At 64.2% G+C, this 16,564-nt stretch carries 14 protein-coding genes; 4 read left to right on the top strand and 10 right to left on the bottom strand.

The window, feature by feature from the left end; genetic code table 11:
* Nucleotides 1–40: 40 nt before the first annotated feature.
* Nucleotides 41–1,126 carry a Gfo/Idh/MocA family protein gene (locus tag ACZ89F_RS07430; protein ID WP_476091096.1) on the top strand — a complete coding sequence of 362 codons (1,086 nt, stop codon included), beginning with the start codon at nt 41–43 and terminating at the stop codon, nt 1,124–1,126.
* Between the two features lie 24 nt (nt 1,127–1,150).
* Here the strand turns inward: ACZ89F_RS07430 and ACZ89F_RS07425 are convergent, their stop codons facing one another.
* Complete coding sequence (locus ACZ89F_RS07425) at nt 1,151–1,426, bottom strand: hypothetical protein (RefSeq protein ID WP_476091095.1); 276 nt, start codon at nt 1,424–1,426, stop codon at nt 1,151–1,153.
* 151 nt (nt 1,427–1,577) lie between these two features.
* Here ACZ89F_RS07425 and ACZ89F_RS07420 point away from each other — a divergent pair, with 151 nt between their 5' ends.
* Nucleotides 1,578–3,596 (top strand): amidase, encoded by a 2,019-nt coding sequence (locus tag ACZ89F_RS07420; protein ID WP_476091094.1) that lies wholly within the window; start codon nt 1,578–1,580, stop codon nt 3,594–3,596.
* Between the two features lie 238 nt (nt 3,597–3,834).
* On the opposite strand, the gene ACZ89F_RS07415 is transcribed toward ACZ89F_RS07420, so the two are convergent.
* From ACZ89F_RS07415 to ACZ89F_RS07375, 9 genes are all read right to left on the bottom strand, one after another.
* Entirely contained in the window at nt 3,835–4,170 is a 336-nt protein-coding gene (locus tag ACZ89F_RS07415; protein ID WP_476091093.1) for a hypothetical protein, read from the bottom strand.
* Nucleotides 4,171–4,225: 55 nt separating this feature from the next.
* Nucleotides 4,226–5,719: an aldehyde dehydrogenase family protein gene (locus ACZ89F_RS07410; RefSeq protein ID WP_476091092.1), complete on the bottom strand. Its 1,494-nt coding sequence runs from the start codon at nt 5,717–5,719 to the stop codon at nt 4,226–4,228.
* A 17-nt stretch (nt 5,720–5,736) separates the two neighbouring features.
* Complete coding sequence (locus ACZ89F_RS07405; protein WP_476091091.1) at nt 5,737–6,381, bottom strand: ThuA domain-containing protein; 645 nt, start codon at nt 6,379–6,381, stop codon at nt 5,737–5,739.
* Between the two features lie 39 nt (nt 6,382–6,420).
* Nucleotides 6,421–7,443 (bottom strand): LLM class flavin-dependent oxidoreductase, encoded by a 1,023-nt coding sequence (locus ACZ89F_RS07400; protein ID WP_476097235.1) that lies wholly within the window; start codon nt 7,441–7,443, stop codon nt 6,421–6,423.
* Nucleotides 7,444–7,512: 69 nt separating this feature from the next.
* Nucleotides 7,513–8,400, bottom strand: coding sequence for an ABC transporter permease (locus ACZ89F_RS07395; RefSeq protein ID WP_476091090.1), 888 nt, complete (start codon nt 8,398–8,400; stop codon nt 7,513–7,515).
* On the bottom strand, nt 8,397–9,356 hold the full coding sequence (locus tag ACZ89F_RS07390) for an ABC transporter permease (protein WP_476091089.1): 960 nt from the start codon (nt 9,354–9,356) through the stop codon (nt 8,397–8,399). Before ACZ89F_RS07390 ends, ACZ89F_RS07395 begins: the two co-directional genes overlap by 4 nt.
* 7 nt (nt 9,357–9,363) lie before the next feature.
* Entirely contained in the window at nt 9,364–11,001 is a 1,638-nt protein-coding gene (locus ACZ89F_RS07385; protein ID WP_476091088.1) for an ABC transporter substrate-binding protein, read from the bottom strand.
* Between the two features lie 34 nt (nt 11,002–11,035).
* Nucleotides 11,036–11,812: a DUF427 domain-containing protein gene (locus ACZ89F_RS07380; protein ID WP_476091087.1), complete on the bottom strand. Its 777-nt coding sequence runs from the start codon at nt 11,810–11,812 to the stop codon at nt 11,036–11,038.
* Between the two features lie 14 nt (nt 11,813–11,826).
* Nucleotides 11,827–13,185, bottom strand: coding sequence for an LLM class flavin-dependent oxidoreductase (locus ACZ89F_RS07375; protein WP_476091086.1), 1,359 nt, complete (start codon nt 13,183–13,185; stop codon nt 11,827–11,829).
* A 189-nt stretch (nt 13,186–13,374) separates the two neighbouring features.
* Between ACZ89F_RS07375 and ACZ89F_RS07370 the strand changes: the two genes are divergently transcribed.
* Nucleotides 13,375–15,189 carry a dipeptide ABC transporter ATP-binding protein gene (locus ACZ89F_RS07370; RefSeq protein ID WP_476091085.1) on the top strand — a complete coding sequence of 605 codons (1,815 nt, stop codon included), beginning with the start codon at nt 13,375–13,377 and terminating at the stop codon, nt 15,187–15,189.
* A 433-nt stretch (nt 15,190–15,622) separates the two neighbouring features.
* Entirely contained in the window at nt 15,623–16,549 is a 927-nt protein-coding gene (locus ACZ89F_RS07365; RefSeq protein WP_476091084.1) for a hypothetical protein, read from the top strand.
* Nucleotides 16,550–16,564: the final 15 nt, after the last annotated feature.

Genomic DNA, 16,564 nt, shown 5'->3' with positions numbered 1-16,564 from the left:
CCTGGCCAGCCCCAGACTTGAAATCAAAGGGAGTTTGCGAATGGCACCAATTCGCGTCGGACTTGTCGGTCTTGGAGAGGTCGCGCAGTCGATCCATCTGCCGGTTCTGGGCGACCAGCGCGACCGCTGGGTGATCGCGGGCGTGTATGACGTGTCGCCGAGCCTGGTGGCGCTGTGCACGTCGCAACATCCGACGGCTAAGGCCTTCGAGACGGCCGAGGCGCTGATCAATTCGCCCGACATCGACGCGGTGTTCGTGCTGTCGTCCGATGACACCCACAGCCGCTTCGTGCGCGCGGCGATAGCTGCCAACAAACACATCCTGCTGGAAAAGCCCGCCTGCCTGACGGTGCGCGAGATCGACGACCTGCTGGCGCTGATGCCGGGCTACGACAAGACGCTGTTCGTCGGCTACATGCGCCGCTACGCGCCGGCCTATCTGGCGGCCAGGGACGAGCTGCCGGCATACGCCGACATCACCCATGTCCGCATCTTCGACCTGATCTCGGAAGGCCGGCATTTCCTCAAGAAGAGCCAGAACGTGCTTTATCCCAGGGATATCGACCCTGCCCTGCTGGCGCGTGGCGCGAGCGAACGCGACGCGCTGATCCGCGAGGTGGTCGGCGCCGACGCACCGGCCGACCTGGTGCGCGCCTATCGCGGGCTGACGGCGCTGTCCTCGCACCACATTTCGGCGATGCGGGGGCTGATCGGCGAGCCGGCGCGCGTGCTGGCCGCGCACCGCACCAATGGCGGCGCCAACACCAGCATCACCTTCGACTATGGCCATTTCGCTTGCCTGTATGACGCCGTTGTCGACGATCTCGGCCTGTTCGACGCCATGATCGAGGTGCGCTCCAACACCAGGCGCGTGCGCATCATATACGACACGCCCTACATCCGCAGCCTGCCGACGCGGCTGGAAGTCACCGATGCCGGCCCGCTCGGCCCGGTGACGAAAACCTTCGGCCCACTCTACGGCGATGCCTTCTCCAACGAACTGGAAATCTTCCACCGCCACATCACCGAAGGAACGAAGCCCCTGACCGACCTTGCCGATTCCCGTCGCGACCTGGCGCTGATGGCCGAAATCATCGACCGGATGAAGGAGAGCGACCGGCGCTGAGGCGAAGCCTACTGCCCTACTGCCCTACTTCCCGCAGTGATGATCGTTGATCTTGTTCAACGCATTCGCGTCCGGTCCGACCCGATGGTAGGAGCACGCGCCGGCCGCCGTCGTGACCAACTGCTGATCGTAGTAGCGCGGTCCGCCGAACAGGACGTCGATGAGATCGCCATCGGCGGGAACGTAGCGTTCGGATTGGACCCGGCGGTCGTGATGCCGGTCGCCAGCGAAGGCCGGGGCGCACAAGCTTGAGCCCATTGCCAGAGCGAGAGCTAGGATCGCAACGCATTTCGTGGTCATCGGCAACACCCTCCTGGCCATTCCGGAATTATACCATACATCCAAAATCGCCAGCCGGACAAAAGTTCCAACGAAGACCGCGATAGGCTCTTGCCGAAGCCTGCGGGCTTGCTCATCCATGGTGCGTGGAAACGACAGCCTGGAACCAGTGATGAACGATGCCGGCCTTCATCTCGTCGAAGCGACGATCGACCAACTGCGCCGCGCGCTCGACGATGGCACCGTCACCAGCGTCGAACTGGTCGGGGCCTATCTCAGGCGCATCGCGCATTTCGACCGCCACGGCATCGCCCTCAACGCCGTCCCGGTGCTCAATCCAGCGATGTTCGAGGAGGCCGCCGCTTCCGACCAGCGGCGGCGCAACGGCACGGTGCTCGGGCCGCTCGATGGCATCCCCTACACCGCCAAGGACAGCTACAAGGTGTCAGGCCTGACGGTGGCCGCCGGCTCGCCGGCCGTCGAACATCTCATTGCCAATGAGGACGCCTTCACCATCGCCCGGCTGCGCGCCGGCGGCGCGGTGCTGGTCGGCCTCACCAACATGCCGCCAATGGCCAATGGCGGCATGCAGCGCGGCGTCTATGGCCGCGCCGAAAGCCCCTACAATGCCGATTACCTGACCGCCGCCTTCGCGTCCGGCTCGTCCAACGGCTCCGGTACGGCGACGGCAGCCAGCTTCTGCGCCTTCGGGCTCGGCGAGGAAACCTGGTCTTCCGGCCGGGCCCCGGCCACCAACAACGCGCTGGTCGCTTATACGCCGTCGCGCGGCGTCATTTCGGTACGCGGCAACTGGCCACTGGTGCCGACCATGGATGTCGTGGTGCCGCACGCGCGGACCATGCCCGACATGTTGGAGTTGCTCGACGTGATCGTCGCCGACGATCCCGAGACGCGAGGCGATTTCTGGCGCGCGCAGCCCTGGGTAGAGCTGCCGAAAAGCGCCGACGTGCGGCCGCCGCGCTACGCTGACCTGACACTTGCCGGCTCGCTGAAAGGCAAGCGGCTCGGCGTGCCCAGAATGTATATCGGCCGCGACAGCGAGGCCGATGCGCAGATCGAAACCCGCGCCTCGGTGCTCACCTTGTGGAAGCAGGCAGCGGCCGATCTCACCCGGCTTGGCGCCGAGGTGGTCGAGGTCGATTTTCCCGTCGTCTCCAACTACGAACGCGACCGCCCCGGCGCACGCAGCATGGTCGAGCGTGGGCTGGTGCCGGAAGATTTCGCCGAGCGCGAGCTCTGGGATCTCTGCATCTGGGGCTGGGACGATTTCCTGCGCGCCAATGCCGACCCGGCTTTGCCCGATCTCGTCTCGGTCGACGGCCCAAAAATCTTCCCGCAGCCGCCGGGCACGCTGCCCGATCGCTATGAGGGCGGCTTCGACCTGAGAGAGTATGTCGAACGCGCGCGATCAGGCCTCACGCCTGTGCTGGATATTCCAACGCTTGCGGACGGCCTCAAGGGACTGGAAACGACGAGGCGGATCGATTTCGAGGACTGGCTGGACGCGCAAGGCATCGACGCCGTGGTGCTGCCCGCCGCCGCCGATGTCGGCCCGGCCGATGCCGACATCAACGAGGCATCCGCCGCGCTTGCCTGGCGCAACGGCACCTGGGTCGCCAACGGCAATCTGGTCTGGCGTCATTTCGGCATCCCGACCGTCACCGTGCCGATGGGCACCATGGCCGACATCGGCATGCCGGTCGGCCTGACCTTCGCCGGCAAGGCCTATGACGACGAAAGGCTGCTGTGCATGGCCGGCGACTACGAACGCTCCACCCACCGCCGCACCCGCCCGCCGCGCACGCCCGAACTGCCCGGCGATGTCTTTTCCTGCCGCCCCGACGCCGGGAACAGCAAGGCGCCTCCGCTTGCAATAGTGCTTGCCGCCGAGACCCGGCCTTCCGGCGATCAGGACGAGATCGTCATCACGCTCGACCTGCCTGGTGAGGGAGCCGAGACGGCCAGCATCCAGGTGCATGTCAACGGAGAGGCCGTCGCGCTGCAGCGAAGCGGCGCGCGCTTCAGCGGTCGCACGCTCGTCCCGGCCGCAGAGCATCAGCGGCTCCACAGTGTCTGGCGCGGTCCGTATGGCTCGATCGCGACGGCGGTAGTGCGGCTGGAGGATGGGCGCACCGCAGGTACTTATGCGGTCACTGGCGGCATCGGGTGAGCGGAGCGGGAAGAGTCCAGCAACAAACGTCGAGTTCCTTCGCGCCCCCCTCTGTCCTGCCGGACATCTCCCCCACAGGTGGGGAGATTGGCAGCTTCGGCGTCGGCTCTCTTCTGCAATGTTGAAAATTGGCGAAAGCCGTGGTGACAGCCAATCTCCCCCCTCGTGGGGGAGATGTCCGGTAGGACAGAGGGGGGCGCCGTAGAGCGCCATCTTGCCTTTCCTGCGCCCTTGAGACTCAGCGGCTCTCGGCAAAAGCAATATCCCGGCGAATGGCGTCCCGCTTGTCCTGCGACAGGCCGGCAAGCAGGCCTTCGTCGAGATAGCCTGCCCGAATGAGACCCGCGAAGACGTACAGAAGCTGGGAGTAGCGGTAGTCGAACGTCCGGTCGATCTCCCGCCGCCGTTCACGCAAATAGTCTTCGACCTCCCACATCTCGCCGGGGAGCGTCGCGGCGTTGGCCTTGCTTTTGAATTCGGCCATCGTCCTTGCGAGCGCCACCTCAAGTGCCGCGTCGAAGGCGTGGCGTGCGATCTTCTTTTCGGATGCGGACCAGCTTTCCCTGGAATCCATGATTTTCTCCGTCCTTGGATTACCCCATCGTCAAAACGTCGCCAGACGACCCCTCTCAATCCGTGCGAATCCACACGCCCTTTGTGTTGAGATATTCGTCGAGATGCTCGGCCCCGCCCTCACGTCCGTAGCCGCTCATCTTGTAGCCGCCAAAAGGCACCGCCGGGTCGATGGCGTGGTAGGTGTTGACCCAGACCGAGCCGGCGCGCAGGCGGTTGGCCAGCTGGTGCGCCTTGCCGAGATCTCGGGTGAACACGCCGGCGCCCAGCCCATAGGGCGTGTCGTTGCCGCGCCGCACCACTTCGTCCAGCGTGTCGAAGGGCAGCGCCGAGATGACCGGGCCGAAGATTTCCTCCCGGGCGATGCGCATGTCGTCGGTGACGCCGGAAAAGACGCTCGGCGTGATGAAGTTGCCGGCGCCGAGCGCGCCTTCGGTGATGCGCGTGCCGCCGGTGACCAGCCTTGCGCCTTGCCTGGTGCCGTCCTCGATGAAACCCGCGACGCGTTCGAGCTGCCTCAGCGAAATCAGCGGTCCGATCTCGGTCGCGGGGTCGGCGCCGTCGCCGATCCTGAGTTTTGCCGCATAGGCCGAGACCCGCTCGACGAATTCGTCATGGATCGGCCGTTCGACGAACAGCCGCGAGCCGGCGATGCAGATCTGGCCGGAATTGGCGAACACCGACATTGCCGCGATCGGCACGGCGCGTTCGAGATCGGCATCAGTGCAGACGATGACCGGTGACTTGCCGCCGAGCTCCAGTGAAACCCGCTTCATGTTGCCGGCCGAGGCGCGCAGGATGTTCTGGCCGGTCACTGTCGAGCCCGTGAAGACGATCTTGTCGACATCCATATGTGCGGCAAGCGGCGCGCCGGCCTCCGCACCGGTACCGGTGACGATATTGACGACGCCGGGCGGCACACCGGCCTCCATCATCAGCGCGCCGATCAAAAGCGGCGTCAGCGGCGCTTCCTCGGAAGGCTTCAGCACGATGGTGCAGCCGGTCGCCAGCGCCGGGCCGATCTTCCAGATCGAGGCGGCGGTCGGCGCATTCCAAGGAATGATCGCGCCGACGATGCCGACCGGCTCCTTGCGCGTGTAGGAGATGATCTCGCCCGGCAGCGAATTGCTGATCGTGTGGCCGTGGATCGACGTCGCCATGCCGGCATAAAAGCGCAGCATGCCCAGCACCCGGTTCTTGTTGGCCAGCGTGCGCACGATGGGCATTCCCATATCCGTGGTGTCCGAAAGCGCGATCTCCTCCCAATGGCGCTCCATCAGGTCGGCGATCTTCAACAACAACACCTGGCGCTCATAGGGCTTGAACCGGCTCCAAGGCCCGTCGAAGGCGCGCCGGGCGGCGGCCACGGCGAGGTCGATGTCACGGGAATCGGAGAGCGGCACGGTGCCGATCACGGCGCCGGTCGCCGGGTTGCGCGTCTCGAAGGTCCGGCCGCTGAGCGCGTCGCACCAGGCGCCGTCGATCAGCATCTTGCGGTGCCGGCCGTCGATGGGCGTGTGCAGCGGCAAGTCCCTCACCGGTACGGTCATGCTCGTGTCCTCAGAATCTAGCGGGCAGCCCAGACAAGGCCGCGCTCGACAATCAAGGCCATTTCCGGAACCGCGAACTCATCGGCATTGTGTCCGAGTGCGCTGTAGAAGACCTTTCCCGCACCATAGCGGCGCTTCCAGACGACCGGCATGATAACGCCGCCTATCCCCGGGAAATGCGCGTCCGTAAAGGTGGTCGTGGCCAGCACCTCGTTGCTCGGGTCGACATGCATGTAATATTGCTCCGATCGGTAGGCGAAATCGCCGATGCCCGACATGATCGGATCATCAGGCCGGGTGACGGCGACCGTGTAGTCGATGATGTCGCCGGGATGCGCGACCCACTGGCCGCCGGTCATGAACTGATAGTCGGTTTCGTTGCGAAAACTGTCACCCATCGTGCCGTGGAAACCACCGAGCCCGCTGCCCCCGCGAACGGCAAGTGTCAGGTTCTGCAGTTCGGCCTTCTCGATCGTCGACATCGTGATGACTGGCACGATGAGATCGAAGGAAGCAAGCTGCGGATCGGCGAACATCGCCGTGCCTTCGCCGAGCGTCACGTCGAACCCATTGCGCTCAAGCAGCGTGCGAACGATCTTCGCGCTCTGCTCCGGTGTATGGCCTTCCCAGCCACCCCAGGCAATCAGGGCCTTCTTTGGCATGGTGTACCTCCCTGGAACGTCGCCTCGATCGATCCGGCGTCAGCGCCAGCCCAGCGCCGGCGCGACATGGGTCAGGATCGCCTCGATGACATGCGCATTGTAATCGACGCCGAGCTGGTTCGGAACGGTGAGCAGCAGCGTATCTGCCTCGGCGATCGCCTCGTCCTGCGCCAGTTCCTTGATCAGCACATCCGGCTCGGCCGCGTAGCTGCGCCCGAAGATCGCCTTGGTGTTCTCCTCGATGTAGCCGATCTGGTCGCGGCTCTCATTGCCGCGCCCGAAATAGGCACGGTCGCGATCGTCGACCAGCGCAAAGATGCTGCGGCTGACCGAGACGCGCGGCTCGCGACTGTGGCCGGCCGCTTTCCAGGCCTCGCGATAGATGCGGATCTGCTCGGCTTGCTGGATGTGGAACGGCTTGCCGCTCTCGTCGAATTTGAGCGTCGAGCTTTGCAGGTTCATGCCGAGCTTCGCCGCCCATTCCGACGTGGCGTTGGTGGCCGCACCCCACCAGATCCGCTCGCGCAAACCCTCCGAATACGGCTCGATGCGCAAGAGGCCGGGTGGGTTAGGGAACATTGGCCGTGGATTCGGCTGCGCGAACCCCTCGCCGCGCAGCGTCTCGAGGAAGACCTCGGCGTGGTGCCTTGCCATGTCGGCGTCGCTTTTGCCTTCCGGCGGCGCGTAGCCGAAATGGCGCCAGCCATCGATCACCTGCTCGGGCGAGCCACGGCTGATGCCAAGCTGCAGGCGGCCGCCGGCGATGATGTCGGCCGCGCCCGCATCCTCGGCCATATAGAGCGGATTCTCGTAGCGCATGTCGATGACGGCGGTGCCGATCTCGATGCGGCTGGTCCTGGCGCCGACGGCCGCCAGCAGCGGGAATGGCGAAGCGAGCTGGCGGGCGAAATGATGCACGCGGAAATACGCCCCGTCCGCGCCCAGCTGCTCGGCCGCGACGGCGAGATCGATGGATTGCAAAAGCGCGTCCGAAGCCGAGCGCACTTGCGATTGCGACGAGGGCGTCCAGTGCCCGAATGACAGGAAACCGATTTTCTTCATAGCCATGCGATATAAGGATGCGCGTCAGGCTTCAATGCAAAAGAGATTTTCGGCACGCCCGATCAAGGCTCATGCATCGCTGTTCTCGAAGGCGCCGATGCCTTGCGCGATCAGGTTGGTCGCCATGACCAGCGAGACGATTGCCGCGGAATTGAAGATGACGACCCACCATTTGCCGCCGGTCAGGAAGCCGTAGCCGTCGGCGACGGCCAGCCCCCAGTCGGCCGATGGCGGCTGGATGCCGAGACCGAGAAAGCTCAGCGTCGCGATCGAGAAGAACGCGTAGCCCAGCCTTGTGACGAGCTCGATCAGGATCGTTTCCCTGATGTTGGGCAGGATCTCCAGGAACATGATGGCAAGCGCGCCCTCGCCGCCGAGCCGGGCGGCGCTGACATAGTCGCGCTCCTTCTGCTCGCGCACGGCGGCGCGGACGGTGCGCGCCACCAGCGGCGCGTAGGCGATGCCGATCACCAAGATGACGGTCAGGTTCGACGGTCCGATCGCCACCAGCGTCATGGTGACGAGAACGATGAAAGGAAACGCCATCAGCGTATCGAGCAGCCGCGCCCCGATGGCATCGACCAGGCCGTCGAAATAGCCGAGCACCAGGCCGATGATGCTGCCGGCGGTAACGCCGGCAAGTGTGGCCAGCGGCGCAACCAGCAGGATGTCGCGTGATCCGACGATAATGCGCGACAGGACGTCGCGGCCGAGCTGATCGGTGCCGAACCAGTGCAGCGCGTCGGGCGGCGTCAGCATGGCGAGGAAATCCTCGGCATAGGGATCGTATGGAACGAAGAGGTTGCCGAACAGCGCGCAGGCGACCCAGAACAGCAGCAGCAGCGATCCGACCACGACCGATAGGGGCATTTCGGAGAAAGCACTGCGGATTCGGCGCACTGCCGGAAAGCCAACCACGGCGCGCCGCGGTGCGGGAAACTCCGCAAGATCCGTCATGGCGAGGTCCGGCGGCGTTGCCGCGGATCGAGCAGGGCCAGCACGAGGTCACCCGCCGCCGCCGACAGCACGAAGATCGCCGCCATCACCAGCACGCCGGCCTCGAGCATCGGGAAGTCACGCGCCCTGGCCGCGTTCAGAACCAGATTGCCAAGTCCCTGGATGCCGAACAGCGCCTCGATCACCACTAGCCCGCCAAGCATGTATCCGGTCTGCGTCGCCAGCACCGCGATGGTCGGCGTCAGCGCATTGCGCAGCACATGTCGAAAGATGATCTCGCGCCGCTCGAGCCCTTTCAGGACGGCGGTGCGCGTGTAATCGGCGGCCATCGCCTCGATCACCCCTGCCCGCGTCATCCGGGCGATGTAGCCGGCAAGGTTCAGCACCAGCGGCAGCGCCGGCAGGATCAGATAATAGCCATGCGTCCAGAAGCCCGCGCCATCGGGCGCGACACCCGAGATCGGGAACCAGTTCAGCCACAGGCCGAAAACGATGAGCAGCATCAGGCCGGAAACGAAATCCGGAACGATGCCGAAGGAAACACCCGCCATCACGATCAGCCGGTCGATGAGGCGGCCGGCATTGAGACCGGCGACGACGCCGGCACCGACCCCGAGCGGAACGAGAAAAATCAAGATAATGCCGGCAAGGGCCGCGGAGCGCTTGAGGCTTTCCAGCACGAACGGCGCCACCGGCCCGCGCATCGACAGTGAGGTGCCGAAATCGCCGGTGACGGCCTTGCTGAACCAGAGCCAATACTGGACGAGAACCGGCTGGTCGGCGCCGAGCCGCTTGTTCAGTTCCGCCACCGCCTGCGCATCGGCAAAGGGACCGAGCATCACACGGCCGACATCGCCGGGCAAAACCTGCCCGGCGAAGAACACCAGGATGCTGACCAGCCACAGCGTGAGGACAAGCGTGCCCACACGCGCTGACAGAATGCGGCCGGTCAGCATGTCGCGATCATGCCTGGACGAAGGAAACGCGATCGAGCAGCAGATGCGAGATCGCGGTGAAGCGCACGCCCTCGACCTTCGAGCTGACGATCCGGCTGTATTGCGAGAAGTAGCTGATGATCGCTGGCGTCTCGTCGAGCAGCAAGGTCTGGATCTTGCCGGCAACCAGGCGCTGTGCCTGCAGGTCGCGCGCCTTCGAGTAGTCGAGCAGCAGCGCATCATAGGCCGGGTTGTTGAAATGCGCCGCGTTCCAGGCTCCCGAACTCTTCAGCGTCGCGTTGAGGAAGATGTCGGGCGTGCCGCGATGGCCGTAGTCGGTGATGCCGAGCACCGAATCGAGCCATGGTGAGCTGCCGAAGGTCGCCGAGCCGTAATAGGCGTCCTGCGGCAGGACATTGAGCTTGACGTCGATGCCGGCCTTCTTGGCGAAGTTCTGGATGATCACCGCATAGTCGGGAATGTCATAGGCGCGTTCGGTGGTCAGCGTCACCTCGAAGCCGTTCGGCACGCCGGCCTCGCCAAGCAGGCGCTTGGCCTCGGCAATGTCCTGCTTGCGCTGCGGCACCGATGGATCGGCCGAAGGGAAGATCGGCGCGAACGGGGTGTCGTTGCCGACAATGGCGCGGCCCTTGAGCAGGCCCTTGACCACCGCCTCACGGTCGATGGTGAGCGCCAGCGCGCGGCGGATGCGCTTGTCGGTGAACGGCGCCTGGTCGGTTCTGAGATGCACCTGGTCATGCGAACTTGCCTGCACGCTGAGCAGCTTGAAGTTGGGATTGCCCTCGATCGCCAGTTCCAGGCGCGTCGTGCTCGGGATGACGTCGAGCTGGCCGGCCTGCAAGGCCAGCACCTGCGCCTGCTCATCGTCGAAGAACTTGATCTCGACGCGGTCGGGCAGCGCCTTGTCCCCCCAATAGTCCGGGTTGCGAACGAAGCTCGCGCCTTGCTTGGGACGGAAGGATTCGAGCTTGAACGGACCAGTGCCGTTGAAGCTCTTCTCGAAATCACCGGCATAGTCGGCCGGCAGGATGACGGCATTGTAGACGTCTGACGAGACATAGAACGGGAAGTTGCTGTTCGGACCATCGAGATCGAAGGCGACGGTTTCGTCGTCGACCAGCTTGGCGCCGCCCTTGGACAGGATGCCCTTGTAGGCCGACAAGGCCGATGAGCCGCTGGCCGGGTCGACCAGCCGCTCGAAGCTCGCCACCACGTCTTTGGCGGTGACCGCACGGCCATCGTGGAATTTCACCCCTGGCCGCAATTTGAAGGTCCAGCGGCTGGCCGTCTCGTTGGCCTCCCAGGACAGAGCGAGCTTCGGCTGCAGACCGTCCTTCGGATCGTCGAGGATCAGATATTCGCCGACCTGGCTGATCACCCCGATGCTGGCTGGATCGGTGACCGAAACCGGATCGATCGCCTTGGTCGGCTGGCCGAGCCCGACACGCACCGTGCCGCCGGCGGCAGCCGCGGCGCGCGCGCCTCCCAGCCCCTGCGAGGCGGCAAAGCCGGTCAGGCCGAGCAGTGCGGCATATTTCAGGAGATCGCGGCGCTTGAGAAAGCCGCCCTGATATTCGTCGACGGCGACATTCCAGATGTCCCCCGACAGGTTGCGAAGTGCGTCGATATCTCTGCGTTTGGTCATGTTAAACCCCTGCTCTGAAATGAAGATTGAAAAGCTATGCGACGGGTTCGCCGTCGAGATGGATGCGGTCGACAGCCTGCGGATAGAAGGCGATAAGCCCTTTGATCTTGGGCATTTCCTCTACGGGATCGCGGTAGCTCCAGGCGATGTCCGGGCGCACCGTTCCGTCGCTCAGCAGGCCCGACCAGTAGGAGGCGATGCCCTTGTAGGGACATCGCGTCGTTGTGACGGACGCTGTCAGCCGCTCCAGACGGACGTCTTCCGCGGGCAGATAGAAACGCGTCGGCAGATGCGTCTCGAACAGCAGCACAGGGCGGTGGCTGTCGGCGATCGGCTCGCCGTCGAACCAGATCTGCACGTGGCTGGAGCTTTGCAGCACATCGATGCGTGCATAGGGGTCGCGGGCATGGACAAAGACTTCCTCTTCCTCCTCGAACCATTGGTCGACGGCCTTCCAGGTGAAGGCGATGCGGCCGGCCAGCGGCGACAGGTTTTCATCCGGCGGTGACACGAATGACCAGGCGGCGTTGGCGCTGCGCCTGTCGCCGCTGTCGATATCCCAATAGGCGGTCTCGCCACCAACCGGATGCGGTTCGCGATGCAGCGAGGGTTTCAGCACCGATGGGTCGACCGCTGACGGCGGGAAGAAATAGATCGGCAGGAAATGGTTGGAGCGCAGCACCAGCACGTTGCGGCTGTCGGCGATGGTGCGGCCGCCGAATTTGACGCGCACGCGCTTGGGGCTGTGCAGGACATTGACGAGCTGCGGGGTGGTCGCTTCGCGCGGCTGCAATCTTGGAGCGACGGTCATGATTGTTCTCCCGGTCAGGACACGGCGCGCGTGTTGTCGCGCTGGTCGGCGAAGCGGTTGGCGGGCCGCGCCAGGCCGAAGCGGTCGCGCAGCGTTCCCGGCGCGTATTCGGTCGGGAACACGCCGCGGCGCTGCAGCTCCGGCACCACCTGTTCGGCGAAGTTCACCCAGTCCTCGGGCAGCAGCGGGAACATCAGGTTGAAGCCGTCGGCTGCACCCGAAACGAACCAGTCCTGCAACTGGTCGGCGATCTGCTTCGGCGTGCCGGCGACGGTCGGCACCGAACCGCTGTTGGCGAGCTTGCGGGCGATCTCGCGCAGGCTGAGATTCTGCTTCGCCCACTGCTTGACCCGGTTGAGCGACGTGCGCCCGCCATTGAAGGTGCTTTCGTCCGGCAGCGGCGGCAGCGGCCCGTCCGGCGGGAACACCGACAGGTCCAGCCCGCTCCAGCTGGACAGAAGGTCGATGCCGACCTGATCGGGAAGCAGGGTCTGCAGATATTCCTGCTTTTCCCTTCCTTCCGCTTCGGAAGCCGCGACGATCGGCAGGATGCCGGGCAGGATCTTGAAGCTCTCCGGCCGCCTGCCGTGGCGGGCGAGACGCTCGTTGATATCCTGACGATATCTGATGCCATCCTCCTTGGTGCTGTAGATAGCGAAGTGCGCATCGGCCTGGGCGGTGGCGAAGTTCTTGCCGTCCTCGGACGATCCGGCCTGGACGATCAGCGGATGGCCCTGTGGCGGCCGCGAGACGTTGAGCGGCCCGCGCACCTTGAAATGCTTGCCCTTGTGATCGATGGGATGGACCTTGTCGGGGTCGGCGAAATAGCCTGACGCCTTGTCGATCAGCAGCCCCTCGTCTTCCCAGCTGTCCCACAGCGCCTTGACGATATCGAGGAATTCGGCAGCGCGCTCATAGCGGAACGCATGTTCGATATTGCCGTCGCGGCCGAAATTGCGCGCCTCCTCGTCCATGGCCGAGGTGACGACGTTCCACGACGCCCTGCCCTTGCTGATATGGTCGAGCGAGGCAAACATGCGCGCCACATTGTAGGGCTCGCTGTAGGAGCTCGACGCCGTGGTGATCAGGCCGATGTGTTTGGTCACGCCGGCCAGCGCCGACAGCAGCGTCAGCGGTTCGAGGCGGGCATTGGCATAGTGGGCGACGCCGCTCTTGACCGAATCCCAGATCGACACGTGGTCGGCCACGAAGATCGTGTCGATCCTGGCGCGTTCCGCCGCCTGCACGAGATCGCGGTAGAACTCGAAATCCAGCACGTCCCGGCCCGGCGCCCGCGGATGGCGCCACGACATCCGATGATCGCCCTGCGGGTTGAAGAAGAATGCGCTGAGGATCATGTGGTCTCGAGCCATGCCGGCCTCCTTCCAGATCTGCTCCGGAGACCGTCACGCTGCCTCGGCAAGCGGCGACAATCTCTCCCGATCCGAGAAAGGTAGATTGCGCTCCAGCTTAATTCGAGTAATTTTATAGAGATAATGCATTGCGAAAGCGGAAGCGATTGCCCTCGATGGCGGCGCTCGAAGAAAGTGGTTTCAAGTCCCATGTCCTCCTCGGTTCTAAACGTAGACCAGCTGTCCATCGCCTATGACGGGCGCAAGGGATCGCATCCCGCCGTCAGCGGCGTGTCGCTGCACATCGGCGAAGGCGAAGCGCTCGGTCTGGTCGGCGAGTCGGGATCGGGCAAAAGCTCGGTGGCGCTCGCCATCCTGCGCTATCTGCCGAAGAACGCCCGCATCGCGGCGTCAGCGCTTGAATTCCAGGGCCGGGAAATCCGCGACCTCTCCACCGAGCAGCTGCGCCGGCTCAGGGGAAATCGCATCGCCGCCGTCTATCAGCACCCCGGCGCGGCCCTCAATCCAAGCATGACGATCGGCCGCCAGATCACCGAGACGATCATGCGGCATCGCCCGGTTCGCCTCGACGAGGCGCGCGAGCGCGCCGCAGAACTGCTCGGCCGTGTCCGCGTCAGCCATCCGGAACGGGTGCTGGGGCTCTATCCGCACGAACTCTCCGGCGGCATGCAGCAACGCGCCAACATCGCCATCGCGATTGCGCTCGACCCGTCGCTGCTGGTGCTGGACGAGCCGACGACGGCGCTGGATGCCAGCGTCCAGTCCGAGATCATCGCCATCCTGCATGACCTGCGCAAGGATCACAAAACCAGCATCCTGCTGATCAGCCACGACATCCACATGATCCGCCGCTCCTGCGACCGGGTGGCCGTGATGCAGGAGGGCACCGTGGTTGAAAGCGGCGGCGCCGGCGATGTCTTCGACAACCCCTCTCACGCCTACACCAAGGCGCTCATCGCCTCGATCCCCGCGCTCAACTACACCAAGCGGGACGGAAGGCTGGCGGAGACCGGTAGACCCGATCTGCCACCGCACCCGGCTGTCCGGGATGAAGACGCCGGCGCGCCGAAAGAACGCTCGATCGCGATCGCCTGCAAAGGCATCAGCCATGCCTTCGGCAGCCAGCCAGCACTGAACGATATCGATCTCGACATCGGCCAGGGCGAGACCTTCGGGCTGATCGGCGAATCCGGCTCCGGGAAATCGACCCTGGCACGGATCGTCACCGGCCTGCAGACGCCTGACGCCGGATCGGTCGAGCTGTTCGGCAGGACGGTCGCGCCGCGCGTCGAAAAAAGGAACCTTGCCGAGCGCCGCGACGTGCAGATGGTCTTCCAGTCGCCGGATCGCACGCTCAACCCGCGCCAGCGGATCGGCCGGATCCTCGGCCGCCCGCTGCGGCGGCTCGCCGGCCTGCGCAGCGGTGAGGTGAGAGCCCGCGTCAGCGACCTGCTGCAATCGGTTCGCCTCGCCGGCAGCACGGCCGAGCAGAAGTCGCGATCGCTGTCCGGCGGCCAGCGGCAGCGGGCCGCCATCGCACGCGCCTTCGCCGGCGTGCCGAAGGTCGTCGTGCTCGACGAACCCACCTCGGCACTCGACGTCTCCGTCCAGGCGACCGTTCTCAACCTGCTCAACGACCTGCAGCGCGACAAGGACACGACCTATCTGTTCATCAGCCACGACCTCAGGGTCGTGCGCTACATGGCCGACAGGATCGGCGTGCTCTATCGCGGCCGCCTCGTCGAGACCGGCTCATCCGACCAGATTTTTCGCGGCCCCAACCACCCCTATACCGCTCTGCTTCTGGCGGCATCTTCCGATGAGGCCGCGCCGAAACTATCTGCTCCAGCCGAGATCGAGGCTACAGCTGTCCCGAACACGGGATGCTCCTTCGCCGACCGCTGCCCCCTGGTCCTGCCCGACTGCCGAAAGGCGGAACCATCAGCCATGGAGGTCGCAGCCGGCCACCGGATCGCCTGCTGGCGGCGCGGCCAGGGTTTTTGAGCGGCTCACCAGCTATTAAGCCGGACAACCAGATCAGCTCGCACCAACCTCAAATCGATAGTCTAACATAGCATTTCCCCCCAAACATCAACACCTTCTGAGACAGTCTCGTTGAGCGGGCGTTTCGAGGTTTGCTTCAATCGTGCCCCCAAAAAATTTGTCCAGACAGGTGACTGGCAAATGCTGCCGCTTGCCCATGGCTGCATTTTCCACAGAAAACTTTATCAGCAATCATCTTATCCACTCACATGGGCCACGGGTCTTGTGTAATCTTTAGTCGGAAACAGGTGGGGCTGATTCTTGAAATACTTGGATGCTTTACCTGCTGCTCTGGTGGCAGCTTGCATAGCTATGGCATCGCACGGGGCGGCCGCGGCAACCTGTGCGGACACATCGACCAATCGCAGCCAACAGGTCAGCGATTTCTGCAAGAATGCTTCAGCAATCGAAGCTTTACATCAAGACTTTTCAGCATGATTACCCTGAAATTCCTCTGCCAGAAGAGGTGCAAGAGAAGCTGAACAGCCTGTCTTCGACCAACTTTGAAGCGAAGCTGGCGAAAACCCCGGCCAAATTGCTGCCGGAAGTCATCAAGGAGATGAATCGGTTGCTGGTCCTCGACCAGGTGGGCTCGGATGTTGAGCTGAGCAAACTCGCGGGCACCATAATCTCGAAAGTTTCGTTTTTTACCGGGGATGAGCTAACCGGCCACATTGCCCGGATCCAGGCTTTCGCCGGCAACGCAAAATACTCCGCCCTGTTTCAGGACTCCGCCATCAATTCCTCGGCAAAGGCCATGTGGGTCGCGCTTGGCCCGCTGCTCTACGGCGACCAGGACTTGCTGAAGAACGTCAAGGACAATGCCGACAAGCTGACGGCAACGATCAAGATGGCGTGGCCGCAACTCACTGACGCCGCCATCGCCGAAGCCCTCCTCAAGGATAAAGCGACCACGATCGACACGCTGAAGACACTACGCGGCGAGATCGACAAAATCACGGCTGTGGCCATCCCGCGCGTGCACGTCTTCTACGCCTACTATGGCGACATACGCGGTTCCGGCTCATCGAATCGCATCTGTGACGCCACCGCCGCCGTGCGCAAGGCTTGTGAGGCACAGCCAAGCTGTACCTTGCCTGACGGGTTCGAGACGACGCTGTGCGGCTACGATCCGGCTCCCTTTGTCGAGAAACGGGATCGCGGCGCCTTCATCTCCTATGACTGCCAGAAAGGCGACGAAGATACCTGGACGCGCAACGTCACCGCGCCGCACGGCGCCCTCTTGTCCAAAAGGCTACCTCGACCGGTCGTGATCCAGAGCAGGGAAATGGAGATCGCGTGCGCCAAGATTCCGAAGTGATGGCCCCACAGTCAC

It is taken from the genome of Mesorhizobium sp. USDA 3734 (genome assembly GCF_056279665.1).
Note: the sequence above shows the minus strand (reverse complement) of the source record. Positions and strands in the feature narration are given on the sequence as shown.

Coding starts and splice junctions, on each gene's coding strand:
- ACZ89F_RS07430 (WP_476091096.1), top strand. CDS start 41: ATGGCACCAATTCGCGTCGGACTTGTCGGTCTTGGAGAGGTCGCGCAG.
- ACZ89F_RS07375 (WP_476091086.1), bottom strand. CDS start 13,185: ATGGCTCGAGACCACATGATCCTCAGCGCATTCTTCTTCAACCCGCAG.
- ACZ89F_RS07400 (WP_476097235.1), bottom strand. CDS start 7,443: ATGAAGAAAATCGGTTTCCTGTCATTCGGGCACTGGACGCCCTCGTCG.
- ACZ89F_RS07395 (WP_476091090.1), bottom strand. CDS start 8,400: ATGACGGATCTTGCGGAGTTTCCCGCACCGCGGCGCGCCGTGGTTGGC.
- ACZ89F_RS07370 (WP_476091085.1), top strand. CDS start 13,375: ATGTCCTCCTCGGTTCTAAACGTAGACCAGCTGTCCATCGCCTATGAC.
- ACZ89F_RS07390 (WP_476091089.1), bottom strand. CDS start 9,356: ATGCTGACCGGCCGCATTCTGTCAGCGCGTGTGGGCACGCTTGTCCTC.
- ACZ89F_RS07385 (WP_476091088.1), bottom strand. CDS start 11,001: ATGACCAAACGCAGAGATATCGACGCACTTCGCAACCTGTCGGGGGAC.
- ACZ89F_RS07415 (WP_476091093.1), bottom strand. CDS start 4,170: ATGGATTCCAGGGAAAGCTGGTCCGCATCCGAAAAGAAGATCGCACGC.
- ACZ89F_RS07365 (WP_476091084.1), top strand. CDS start 15,623: ATGCTTCAGCAATCGAAGCTTTACATCAAGACTTTTCAGCATGATTAC.
- ACZ89F_RS07410 (WP_476091092.1), bottom strand. CDS start 5,719: ATGACCGTACCGGTGAGGGACTTGCCGCTGCACACGCCCATCGACGGC.
- ACZ89F_RS07405 (WP_476091091.1), bottom strand. CDS start 6,381: ATGCCAAAGAAGGCCCTGATTGCCTGGGGTGGCTGGGAAGGCCATACA.
- ACZ89F_RS07380 (WP_476091087.1), bottom strand. CDS start 11,812: ATGACCGTCGCTCCAAGATTGCAGCCGCGCGAAGCGACCACCCCGCAG.
- ACZ89F_RS07425 (WP_476091095.1), bottom strand. CDS start 1,426: ATGACCACGAAATGCGTTGCGATCCTAGCTCTCGCTCTGGCAATGGGC.
- ACZ89F_RS07420 (WP_476091094.1), top strand. CDS start 1,578: ATGAACGATGCCGGCCTTCATCTCGTCGAAGCGACGATCGACCAACTG.